We start from the raw sequence: 13360 nt of genomic DNA on the forward strand, positions 1-13360 counted from the left end.
ACATATCACCAACCAATTCATAACAAGGGCGTTCACTGAAGTTATAAGCCACAATTTCCCGATTGTATAAATCTAATATAGGTGATAAATACAGTTTTTTACTTCCCACTTTAAACTCAGTTGCATCCGTTACCCATTTCTGACCAGGTTTAGTCGCCTTAAAATCACGGTTTAATAGATTGGGCACAGCACTAAGACGACATTTATAAGAACGATATTTCTTTCCTCTTATCAAGGATTTTAAGCTCATTTCTTTCATTAAACGTAGCACCTTTTTATGATTCACAATGACATTCTTATTTTGTAATTCAGCCGTAATTCGTCGATAACCATAGCGACTAAAGTTATCTTCATAAATCTTGATAATAAGCGCTTTTAATTCACTATTTTTATCAATTTTAGATTTAGCCGAATCGTGATAGTAAAAAGTACTTCGCGACAAACCTGATGCGCTAAGCAATTTATTTAAGGGATATTTTTTCCTTAATTCATCAACTATTTGATACTTTTCTTTTTTTCCAATCTCTTTTGTCGAAGTAAGGCATCCAACTTTTTTAGATAAGCCACCTCCACTTCAAGGTCACTGACCATTTCGAGCAATTCTTCTTTTGTTTTTTCACTATTTTTTTTAACTTTTTGAGCCATTTTTTTATCTGCTTTTCCCTGTGGTGGATTCGGTGTCATTGAAAAACCTGCTTTGCCATATTTTTGGTATATTTTAAACCAGTGGCCTACATATCCAAAGTGTATATCAAACGCCAAAGCAGCTTGATTTTGTGAAAGATGATTGTCTATAAAATACCTGACCACTTTGTATTTAAAATCTGGAGAAAAATACCTTGGTTTTGTGACGGGTTTTAGTCCTTCAATGCCTTTTCTTTTATATAACTTTACCCACGACTCCACTGTACCGACAGGCACTTGAAAGTGCCAAGCGGTTAAACCATAACCATCATTACTCTTAAAATAATGTTCAATAACTTGTTTTTTAAAATCGAATGGATATTTTTTGGCCATAATTTTGTTCCCAAAAGTAGATTTAAACAATCCAACTTTTGGGGGGCAGTTCATTAAAGCGAATTCCCTAACAACCCACGCTTTGGCTGCAGAATGTGGCCTTCGGCTACCCAACGCCGTCGCTCGGTCTTAACGCACCGTTTGTGGACGCGCTCCAAGCGCACCACAAACTCGCCAAACATCCCTGTTTGGCGTGCTAACCTCACTCTGTTGTCGGCACATTCTGACGCCGGAATAAGACAAACAATATAACCATCGTTTTTGGAAGATATTATGTTTTTATAATTATATGATTGATTTTATTTGAATTAAACGCCTATGCGGAGTTAAGGTTGTATTGTACAATACAATTAATCAAAAAAGATTTCTAAACCGCCTACACGGCGTTAAGGAGTTATATAACGATATAGCTTTTTCACCAGTTTTTCTAAACCGCCTACACGGCGTTAAGGGCTAAATGCGCAAAAAGAATATAAATCAATAATTTCTAAACCGCCTACACGGCGTTAAGGTAGAGCTTAAGATTTGATAAATCTTGCTGTATAAAGATAAACAACAATTTCATCTTTGAAAACCCTTTTTTTGAGGTGTTTTATAATTTATTGATTTTATTTAATTTTAAATTATCGTTAAAAAAAGGGTTTGGAGCGGTTAGATTGCTGTTATTAGGGCGCTATTCGTGGTTTTGTTGATTTGTTGTATGTCGGCGCTTTGCTTAGGTTATGTAAGCGGTTGATTTTCCTTGAAAATACAAAAATAAAAACTTCAATAAAATCAATACCTTTCCTGACCGCTTTTTGGATGCAATTACATTGTTTTTTAACAAAAACAATTCACCAAAAACACCTAAGATTATGTTGTCTGTCTTATTCCGGCGTCAGAATGTGCCGACAACAGAGTGAGGTTAGCACGCCAAACAAGAATGTTTGGCGAGTTTGTGCTGCGTCGGGAACGCATCACAAACGGTGCGTTAAGACCGAGCGGCGTCGGACAAATTTGTCTGGAACAAATTTGAACATCTGAGCACAGCGAAGATGGCCTCGTAGAGGCGAGTATCAGGATGATACGAGTAGTGCCGTAGGCCACATTCTGTAGCTAAAGCGTGGGATTGCAAAGGGAATTCGCTTTAATTCCCTTTGCTCGGACGTAGTCACTGTAGCTATTTTATTCACCCAAAGTCAAAACGTCCGAAACCTTGCCGCGCTAAAATAGAACACCAATTTAAACTACAACAGCTCAACTTCAATAAGGCGCTCCCACAGCCTAAGGATTAAGAACTAAGAAATAAAAACCAAGGTACGGTGCAAAGGCCGTAACGGGTGACGCTAGCACTGAGGTTTCTGACGAGGCCATTGTCAGTGTCGACAACGAAGCCATCGCTACCTGCTGAGTCACCCGTCCAATAGTCATAGTTGGTGAAATGTCCATAGCCGTAACTGTACATGTAGCCCCACTCCGTGAAAAGCCCTGCACCTATGTGACGCATGTAACGATTAACAGATGAACTAGGCGTGGCGCCATCTATGCCATTTATACATTGGAAATAACCATCAGGATCTACACCACATTTCGCGTTAGTCAAATCCCTAATCTTAGCAATACGATAGCCCAAACGACTACACCAAGATATATGGTTAGACTGAGTATCTCGTTTATTACCCCGAGTGACGAACCACTGCCTCAACACAAATCCATACCTCTCCTCATTACCACTACCATCCCTACCCACCAACTCAAAGGTCTGCGGCAAAGATGGTGCAATTAGTGCGCTAGGATTATCTGACTCCATCTGAGTTCTATCCGCCATAGGACCCGTTAACAGAACACGTGCGACAACTTTTCCACTATCAGCACTAGGAATCCATGATTCATTAGCTGTTACATTTATCACGGTAGCTGTTATTCCACCACGCGTGACCGGGGGCCAAATCAACTGACTCGCATCAACCCCATCTATGAGTAAATCAAAAAATAAACCATCAGAACCCGTTGTGGGAAAATTAAGATCGTAAGATGACAAACTTATTGACTTAGTTAAAAAACCCTTATCAGGATTCCATATGCTAGTTGGGCCTGCGTAATTACCTGCGCCAAACTTCAGATTCGGCCTTGCGAACTTCGCAAAGTAACAAACACCAGTCCCACTGTCATACGGATTGATATAATACGTCACTGTACTACTACTAAAATTAGTGGTATTAGGAACTCCGTACTGTGTTTGTAAAAACCCTCCTGTACTACTTAATGTTACCTTATAAGGAGCACCACATACACTTAATGTATCACGACGACTTACTGCATTACCATCCTTATCACTAAAACTTACCGATATACTCCCCGTCGCATTAATGCCATTAACACCCTGTCCATCCCCATCATCATCACCCCAATTACCTCGAGTAACTAAGTCATTTAAACTCACTGAATTTGCCCCCGACGGCACCGCCATGTGTATATCATTAAAGGTACTTCCATTGATTAACCTTATCGGATTTGTCGAACTTGAGGTATTCGTCGATGGCGTAAGGGTACTCCCATCCGGCAACTCAATAGCCAATAATGAGTCAATCGTTGTTGCCTTGGTTCGCCCCCCATCAAAGGTTAAATACGGCGCACTACCCTCAATAGCTTTTGATGTGTAAACCGATAACGCCTGCGCATTAAATGAAAAAAGTAATAGTAAGGGTGAAAAGGCCAATGGCGATTTTGATAAAAATATCGACCTTAGTGAAAAAAATAAGAATTTCGCTAAATTCAGCGGTATTAATAAAGCGCCTGAGGGATCTCGATGACTGCAACTTTGATAACCCAAAAGATACACTGAGTAATTACAATACATAACAACCTACCTTTTAAATAAATTTTTTATGGGAATTTCAGGATTGTTACTAAATAATTAGGACTTTTGTCCGGATGAAAGATTGTATTCTGCCACAAAATAAAGAAATAGCCTTTTTTTGTTTATTTTTGTAAGGTTTTATTAATGAAGTAATGTCTTGGAAAACGTCTTTAGAAGTTGTTCGGATTAAAAACCAACAAATAAAAAAATAAATAAAATCAATATATTTTAAATGTTGGGTGGAAAATAAGGCTTTTTTGTTTTGGGTGAATAAAATAGACAATCGCTTTCGTCGCAACAGCGCAACTCAATAAGGCGCCCCAACTACGCGGGGGCGCTATTCTTTGCTATATTGCCCTCTATTTATACCATAACCGCCCCCGCGACCAAGGATTAAGAACTAAGAAATAAAAGCTAAGGTGTAGTGCAAACAGTGTAGGGGCCATAGTATGTGTTGACGGCGCCGTTAACCGAGCTGACAGATAAGAAGTCATTGCTATCTTTTACGTCAATTGTCCAATAGTTGTCGTCGACGAATCCCACATTAGCGTAGTAAGCAACGCGGCCCCACTCAGTGAAAAAACCTGCACCTATGTGACGCATGAAAAAATTAACAGATGAGTTAGGCGTGGCGGCATCTATACCATTTACACATGGAAACATACCATCTACACCACACCTCGCGTTAGTCAAATCCCTGACCCTAGCAAGACGATACCCCAAACTACTACACCAAGATATTTGGTTAGACTGCATACCCTCTTTATAACCCCGATGGGCGAACCACTGCTTTAACACAAATCCATATTTAACCACCACATTACCCCTACTATTCCTACCCTCTAACTCAAAGGTCTGCGGCAAAGAAGGGACAGTTAGAGGACTAGGACTAGCTGAGCTTATCTGAGCACTACTCGCCCTAGGACCGCTTAACTTAACACGTGCAACAATCTTGCCCTTATCAACATAAGGAATCCAACTATCATTAGCTGTTACACTTGTCACCGTAGCCGTTATACCACCACGCGTGACCGGAGGCCACGTCAACTGACTTGCATCAACTCCATCTATAAGTAAATCAAAGAACAATCCATCCGCACCCGTAGTTGGAAAGTTTCGGTCGTAAGATGATGAACTCGTTGACTGAGTTAAAAAACCCTTAGCTGGATTCCATATGTTAGCTGGGCCCGCAAAATCGCCTGTGCCAAAATAAAAATTCGGTCTTGCGAACTTCGCAAAGTAACAAACAGCAGCCCCAGTCACACCATACGGGTTAATATAGTATGTCACCGTCTGACCATTAAAACTGGCTCTATTTGGAACCCCGTACTCTGTTTGTAAATACCCATCAGTACTACTTAAGGTTACCCTATAAGGAGCCTTACATACATCTAATACATCACTACGATTAACGATATTGCCATCTTTATCCGTAAACGATACCGATATATCCCCTGATGCGGTAACTCCATTTACACCCTGCCCATCTCCATCATCATCACCCCAATTACCCTGAGCAATCAAATCATTTATACTGATTGAACTCCGTGACGACGGAACGACCATGGTTATATGACCTAAATTACCCCCCACATACGGTAAACTTATCGGATTTGTCGAACTTGAGGTATTCGTCGATGGTGTAAGGGTACTGCCATCCGGCAACTCAATAGCCAATAATGTGTCAGTCGTTGTTGCCTTGGTTCGCCCCCCATCAAACGTGATATATGGTGCATTCCCCTCAATAGCTTTTGATGTATAAACCGATAACGCCTGCGCATTAAATGAAAAAAGTAATAGTAAGGGTGAAAAGGCCAATGGCGATTTTGATAAAAATATCGACCTTAGTGAAAAAAATAAGAATTTCGCTAAATTCAGCGGTATTAATAAAGCGCCTGAGGGATCTCGATGACTGCAACTTTGATAACCCAAAAGATACACTGAGTAATTACAATACATAACAACCTACCTTTTAAATAAATTTTTTATGGGAATTTCAGGATTGTTACTAAATAATTAGGACTTTTGTCCGGATGAAAGATTGTATTCTGCCACAAAATAAAGAAATAGCCTTTTTTTGTTTATTTTTGTAAAGTTTTGTTAATGAAGTAATGTCTTGGGAAACGTTTTTAGAAGTTATTCGGATTAAAAACCACCAAATAAAAACCTTAATAAAATTAATACCTTTTCTGACCATTTTTTAATAGAAAATAAGGCCCTTTGGGATTGGTGAATGAAATTAATTAGGTGCGGTGGTTTCGGGCGTTTTAGCTTTGGATGAATAAGATAGATCATAGCTTTCGCGCAACAACGCAATCCAATAAGGCACCCCAACTACGCGAGGCGCTGTTCTTTGTTAGGTTAGGTTGTTCTCTATTTACCCATAATCATCCACAGCGACTAAGGTGCGGTGCAAAGGCCAAAATGGCTAAAATTACTACTACTAGGGTCGTTGTCGACTGAACCGTTGGACGGCCGGACAAAGAAACTATAACCATTCTTTATTTCATCCGTCCAGTAGTTAGGTGTGACTAGGTCCGTACCCTCATAATAGCCCACGCGACCCCACTCAGCAGAAAAACCAGCAGCTATGTGACGCATGTAATGATCACCATCACCCGATGGTTGGGCTTCTTCTATTCCTATACATGGAAACGCATTATTTACACCACACCTCTCGTTAGTCAAATCCTTAATCTTTGGCATACGGTAACCCAAACTCCTACACCAAGAGGATTGGTTAGTCTGAGTATCGACTTTACCGCCCCGATGGACGAACCACTGCTTTAACACAAATCCATATCTAACCACCACATTACTGCTACTATCCCTACCCTCTAACTCAAAGGTCTGCGGTAAAGATGGCACAATTAGTGAACTAGGATTTGCTGACTCTATTTGAGCTCTATCCGCCCTAGGACCTCTTAACGTTACCCGTGTTACATGCTGGGATTTATCACGAATCCATCCATCAGCTCGTAAGGGATATCCCGCTGGGTCTCTGAATCTATTATCACGTGGGCTTGTCCAGCTCACTGTCGCACTTATACTACCATTTGTGGCAACAGACCAAGTCAACTGACTTGCATCAACCCCTGCTATATCTAAATCAAAATACAATCCATCAGCACCCGTTGTGGGAAAATTAAGACCATAAGATGACAAACTTGTTGACTGAGTTAAAAAACCCTTCTCTGGATCCCAAATATTAGCTGGGCCAGCGAAACTAGGATTATCATAATTATCGAAACCAGTAGTGTTACCTAATAATAAATTCGGCCTTGCGTAACAAATACCAGCATTGGTATTCGGATTGATATAATACACCACTGAACTGCTACTAAAAATACTGCTATTTGGTACACCATACTGCGTTACTAAACTACCACTTGTACTACTTAATGTCATCTTATAAGGGGCACTGCACATACTTAATGCATCACGACGACTTACTGCATGACCATTCTTATCAATAATCTCTACCGATATACTCCCTGTCGCCGTTACACCATTTGTATCCTGACCATCTCCATCATCATCACCCCAATTACCTTGAGTGATTAAGTCGCTTAAACTTACTGTATTTTCCCCCGACGGCAGCGCCATGTGTATATCATTAAAGGTATTGCCATTGATTAACCTTATCGGATTTGTCGAACTTGAGGTATTCGTCGATGGCGTAATGGTACTCCCATCCGGTAACTCAATAGCTAATAATTTGTCAGTCGTTATTACCTTGGTTCGCCCCCCATCAAAGGTTAAATACGGCGCACTACCCTCAATAGCTTTTGATGTATAAACCGATAACGCTTGCACACTAAACGAAAAAATGAATAACAAGGACGAAAAGGCCAATAGTGATTTGAAAATATCGACTTTAGCGAAAAAACGAAGAATTTCGCTAAATTCAGCGGTATTAATAAAGCGCCTGAGAGATCTCGATGATCTGCAACTTTGATACCCCAAAAGATGCACCGAGTAATTACAATACATAACAACCTACCTTTTAAATAAATTTTTTATGGGAATTTTAGAATTGTTTGCTCGCTTAATGATTCGGACTTTTGTCCGGGTAAAAATTATATTCTGCTAAAAAATAAACAACTAGCTTTTTTGTTGATTTTTTTGTAAAGTTTTGTTAAGAATTTGATTTCTTAGGGGCCGTTTTTGACAGTTGTTTGGATAAAAAAATAAAAACATAAATAAAATCTATATCTTTTATGACCGATTTTTACTATGTTATTTTTTATGGGTTGTCGTGTCGTTGTCTTTTAACTTTGTTTTGAGGGCCAAGTCAGTTGGTGTATAACTAAAATCAAAAACTTTTCGCACTCCAGTCGGGAAGTTGCAACCTAAGATGCATATGTCGCTGATTTAGCCATATCCCCTTACTTTCGTCCTTTTTATCAACAAGCTTGCGTGACAATTTTAGGTTGAAAGTCTTGGTTGATGAATAAGTGCTGTGCTAGTAGTGCTCATTTTACTGTTAGGCATATTATGCCAAGTATTTAATAGATTCCATTCGTTGAATTAACACCACTATCTTAAATTGCATAGCAAACACTTATCCTTACCACCAACTGCTTGGTTATTCTTATTTATTTTATATTCGTCATTAAATAACACCTAATCTTATTGTCCCACTGCCCACCTGTGCAAACGCTGTTCTTTGTTAGATTGTCCTCTATTTGCACCATAACCTCCGCAGTCAAGGGATTAAGGACTATGTACTAAAAGTGGAGGTGTAGAGCAAACAGCATAGGTGCCAACAGACATACTAAGAGCAGTGACATCGCCGAAAGCCGCGTTGACAAAGAACGAGGCATCACTCGACCAGTAGTAGAAGCCAGAAAATCCAACATTATGGTAACCTTTCACGTCGCCCCACTCAGTGAAAAAACCTGCATCTATTCGACGTTGATAATATTCAGTATATGACGACGGCATGGCGCCATCTATGCCATTTATACATGGGAAATAAGGATTTATACCACACTTCGCGTTAGTTAACTCCTTGACCTGTGGCATTTGATAACCTAAAAGACTACACCAAGATAAGTGGTGATACTGAGTATCGTGTACATTACCCCGATTGACGAACCACTGCTTCAACACAAATCCATATTTAACCACCACATTACCGCTACTATCCCTACCCTCTAGCTCAAAAGTCTGCGGCAAAGATGGCACTGTTAGTGGACGAGGATTATCTGACTGTATTTGAGTGCTATCCGGCCTAGGACCGCTTAACGTTACCCGTGTTACATTTTGCGTCCAATTGACTGTAGCTGTTATCCCTTCATGCGAAACCGGAGACCACGTCAACTGACTCGCATCGATTCCACCTATATCTAGATCAAAATATAATCCATCTGCACCCGTTGTCGGAAAATTAAGACCGTAAGAGGTAGAATTTGTTGACTGAACTAAAAAACCCTTATCAGGATTCCATATGTTGGATGGGCCGGCAAATTGGTTTTCGCCCCAATTAAGATTCGGCCTTGCGTAACAAACACTAACATCGTTATTCGGATTGATATAATACACTACCGAACTACCACTAAAAGTACTACTATTCGGCACGCCATACTGGGTAACTAGACTTCCACCTGTACTACTTAATTTTATTTTATAAGGGGCATTACAATTATTTAAGGTTTCACTACGACTTACAGTGCGATCATTCTTATCAGTAATATCTACCGATATACTCCCCGTCGCCGTTACACCATTAGCACCCTGACCATCCCCATCATCATCACCCCAATTACCTTGAGTAATTAAGTCATTTAAATTCACTGTATTTACCCCCGACGGCACCGCCATGTGTATATCATTAAAGGTATTGCCATTGATTAACCTTATCGGATTTGTCGAACTTGAGGTATTCGTCGATGGCGTAAGGGTACTCCCATCCGGTAACTCAATAGCCAATAATGTGTCAGTCGTTGTTGCTTTGGTTCGCCCCCCATCAAACGTGATATATGGTGCACTCCCCTCAATAGCTTTTGATGTATAAACCGATAACGCCTGCGCATTAAATGAAAAAAGTAATAGTAAGGGTGAAAAGGCCAATGGCGATTTTGATAAAAATATCGACCTTAGTGAAAAAAATAAGAATTTCGCTAAATTCAGCGGTATTAATAAAGCGCCTGAGGGATCTCGATAACTGCTACTTTGATACCCCAAAAGATACACCGAGTAATTACAATACATAACAACCTACCTTTTAAATAAATTTTTTATGGGAATTTCAGGATTGTTACTCAACAATAAGGACTTTTGTCCGGATGAAAGATTGTATTCTGCCACAAAATAAAGAAACAGCCCTTTTTTGTTTATTTTTGTAAAGTTTTGTTAATGGCATGGTGTCTTGGAAACGTTTTTGGCAGAGGTTTTGGTTAAAAACCACCAAATAAAAACTTGAATAAAATCAATATTTTTCCTGACCGATTTTTGATGGAAAATAATGTCTTTTTTGTTTTGGCGGATGGAATAGGTTGGCTGTAGCTATTTTGAATAGCTAAATCAAAAATGCCCAAAATCACTATCCCCAAACTCAATACTCAATAAAAAATGTCAGAAAAACCATTTATTTTATTCAAGTTTTTATTTGGTTATTTTTAAACCTAGCAAACTACTGTTAATTAAACGCAATTTGCTTAAAGCCCATCACCTTTGTTGGCGGATTAGTTTCGGCGATTTGTTCAATGCGGCTGATGATTTGAATTAGTTTGTCGCCATAATTTGGATCAGTGGCATAATGTGCCGCTTGTAGAGCTTTAGCTGCCGTTCTGGCATCTGGCGCATTGACGACAGCACGATAACGAGGGCTTTGGGTTAATAAATGGATATAGTCAGTCAGTGCATGTTGTTTGCTATTATAGACTCTAAAATCATCTTCGATTTTAATCATTTTATTATTCAAAAATTCTTGCGTGATTAACCGTGTAGAATCCCCACTCCATGATGCGGTTGCTTTGATACCAAAATAGTTATGGCTTGATTGGTTATTTGCGGTTTTGATCTGTTTTTGCCCCCAGCCAGTTTCTAATGCGGCTTGTGCAATAATGACTTCATAAGGAATGCCAGAATTTTTTGCCGCCTGTTTGGCGGGCTCTAGCCAGTCTTTTACAAATTTAACAATGTGTTCTTCCTTATCACCTTTTATTGGTGTTTGTAATGATAATTCATGCGTAGAGCTAGTTTGCTTGGTAGTTTGAGTTTCTTTATGACTACGATAAAGCATTTGCCCCAACGCTTGGGGGGTAATGTTCGATGCGTTATCACTAAATAAAGATTGCGCTAAACGAAGATGTTGCTGAGTGTTACTTGCATTCGATTGTAAATTCACCTTTGTCGATGGCGATGTATTATGAGTTAATTGTTTGGTAATGATGTCGGCTAATCCAAATCCTTTTCCCGCAGCTTGTTGGGCAATTTGTTGATCAAACATGGAAGTAAACAGCTGTGTGGCAGATTGGCTAAATAAGCCGCTTTCAGGCACTGCTTTACGCATGGATTGCATCATCATGTTGATAAACAGTGATTCAAATTGCTTAGCCACTTGTTTAACACTTTCTGATGAACCATTTATTGCACTGCGTTTTAGTTGGTTTAGCCCAGATAAATCATAAGCAAAACGGTTAATTGATTGACCAATTGTATTATTCATAAGCCATATTCTTTAAATTGTTTCAAGCGTTGCGTGTAAACAACCTGCCGATTTCAGTGCTTCAAGAATCGACATTAATTCGGTCGGGTTTGCACCTAATAAGTTGAGTGAATTAATGACATGATTTAAGTCTGTTCCTGCCGCCAAATTGTGTAATGCACCACCACTTTGCTCAATGCCGATTTCTGTTTCAGGTGTTACCACAGTTGCACCACCCGCAAGTGGGGTGTTAGGTTGGCTTACGTTGAGTTTGTTATTCACTACAACAGATAAGTTGCCATGAGCTACCGAACAGTTATCAAGCTGTACTTTTTGATTCATGACAACAACGCCTGTTCGCGTATTGATAACTACTTTGGCAGAAATAGGTGTGCTACCTATTTCTAAATTTTGTATTTTAGATAAAAACTGTACGCGTGCTTGGCTTTCTTTGGGCATTTTTATAGACACTGTGGTGCCATCTAGGGCGACTGCGCTATTTTTTTGTAATCGGTTAATTGCATCGGTTATTTTTAGAGCTCGGGTAAAGTCGAATTGGTTAAGATGCAGGTGGATAGTATCTTGCTCATCTAAACGAGTGGCTAATTCACGTTCAATCGTTGCACCATTAGGTATAGTTGCGCCTGCTGTTTGGTTAACACTGACACTGCTTCCTTTGCTACTTGCCCCCATTCCCCCTACAAAAAGGTTGCCTTGGGCAATGGCATATACTTGATTGTCGGCGCCTTTTAGTGGTGTCATGATTAATGTGCCACCACGCAGACTTTTGGCATTACCGAGCGAAGACACTACAACATCAATTTGTTGTCCAACTCGTGAATAAGACGGCAATTTTGCCGTGACCATGACAGCTGCAACATTTTTTAATTGCATATTGCTGCCCGATGGTACGGTAATACCTAATTGAGATAGCATATTAGTGATACTTTGAATAGTAAAAGGTGTCTGTGATGTTTGATCGCCAGTACCATCTAGCCCGACAACAATACCGTAACCGACTAGCGCGTTTTCCCTTACGCCTTGAATGGTAACTAAATCGCGAATGCGTTCAGCATAGCTTGCTGGGACGATTAATATCATCATAAAGATAAAACAAACAAAAATACGCAACTTTTTTAGCATAATGATACTCATTAAAAAGGGGACAGATTTAAAAATAGGCGTTGTAGCCAGCCCATCGTTTGTGCTTCATCGATATACCCATTACCAACATATTCAATACGTGCATCAGCAACTTGAGTCGAGATAACAGTATTATTGCCGTTAATGGTTCTTGGATTAACAATACCAGAAAAGCGAATAAATTCGGTGCCTTGATTAATTGCTATCTGCTTTTCACCAATAACCTTTAAATTGCCGTTGATCATGACATCTTGAACGGTGACGGTAATGGTACCATTAAAGGTGTTTTTTGCATTAGCGCCTCCAGCCCCTTTAAAGTCATTGCCGCCAGACATTTCGGTATTGGCTTTGCCTCTTCCGACTAAGCCATCTAAAAATTTAGGCACTGTTTTTACACCTAAATTCACCGAACCATTTCGTCCTGCATTAACCGATGAGCTTTTACTTGCGCTGACGTTTTCTTGTAAAACGATAGTTAATACATCACCAATATTACGCGGACGGCGATCTTCAAACATAGGCTGATAGCCAAAACTCGTGGGCTGAGCAGCCTGATAAATTGATCCGCTGGTGTTCACAATTTCAGGCATTTGCGGAACAATACTCGTTTGCCCATCAACCAATGCTTTTTTAGGTAATTGAGCACAACCGATTAGGCACAATGCAATGAGAATATAAAAATATTTCAATATGCTTATCATGTTGTT

Annotated in this window: 9 protein-coding genes; all 9 read right to left on the reverse strand. The window is 39.7% G+C overall.

Annotated features, from left to right (window positions below; translation table 11 throughout):
* The coding region (locus ACYIAJ_RS06495) for an IS3 family transposase (RefSeq protein WP_483564551.1) at positions 1-523 on the reverse strand (523 nt) is incomplete at its 3' end.
* A complete protein-coding gene (locus ACYIAJ_RS06500; protein ID WP_483564479.1) occupies positions 496-1017 on the reverse strand; it encodes a transposase in 522 nt (173 codons plus the stop codon). The genes ACYIAJ_RS06495 and ACYIAJ_RS06500, both read right to left, overlap by 28 nt.
* A 1270-nt stretch (positions 1018-2287) precedes the next feature.
* Positions 2288-3856: a hypothetical protein gene (locus ACYIAJ_RS06505; protein WP_483564519.1), complete on the reverse strand. Its 1569-nt coding sequence runs from the start codon at positions 3854-3856 to the stop codon at positions 2288-2290.
* 414 nt (positions 3857-4270) lie between these two features.
* Positions 4271-5815 carry a hypothetical protein gene (locus ACYIAJ_RS06510; RefSeq protein WP_483564520.1) on the reverse strand — a complete coding sequence of 515 codons (1545 nt, stop codon included), beginning with the start codon at positions 5813-5815 and terminating at the stop codon, positions 4271-4273.
* A gap of 441 nt (positions 5816-6256) precedes the next feature.
* Entirely contained in the window at positions 6257-7849 is a 1593-nt protein-coding gene (locus tag ACYIAJ_RS06515; RefSeq protein ID WP_483564521.1) for a hypothetical protein, read from the reverse strand.
* A gap of 723 nt (positions 7850-8572) precedes the next feature.
* A complete protein-coding gene (locus tag ACYIAJ_RS06520; protein ID WP_483564522.1) occupies positions 8573-10072 on the reverse strand; it encodes a hypothetical protein in 1500 nt (499 codons plus the stop codon).
* Positions 10073-10499: 427 nt separating this feature from the next.
* Complete coding sequence (gene flgJ / locus ACYIAJ_RS06525) at positions 10500-11531, reverse strand: flagellar assembly peptidoglycan hydrolase FlgJ (RefSeq protein ID WP_483560355.1); 1032 nt, start codon at positions 11529-11531, stop codon at positions 10500-10502.
* Positions 11532-11543: 12 nt separating this feature from the next.
* The gene (locus ACYIAJ_RS06530) at positions 11544-12614 is read right to left on the reverse strand and encodes a flagellar basal body P-ring protein FlgI (RefSeq protein WP_370516518.1); all 1071 of its coding nucleotides are present in this window, start codon (positions 12612-12614) and stop codon (positions 11544-11546) included.
* 50 nt (positions 12615-12664) lie between these two features.
* The gene (locus ACYIAJ_RS06535; RefSeq protein ID WP_091347926.1) at positions 12665-13354 is read right to left on the reverse strand and encodes a flagellar basal body L-ring protein FlgH; all 690 of its coding nucleotides are present in this window, start codon (positions 13352-13354) and stop codon (positions 12665-12667) included.
* Between the last annotated feature and the right edge of the window lie 6 nt (positions 13355-13360).

The sequence above is a fragment of the Gilliamella sp. X-46 genome (assembly GCF_057063525.1).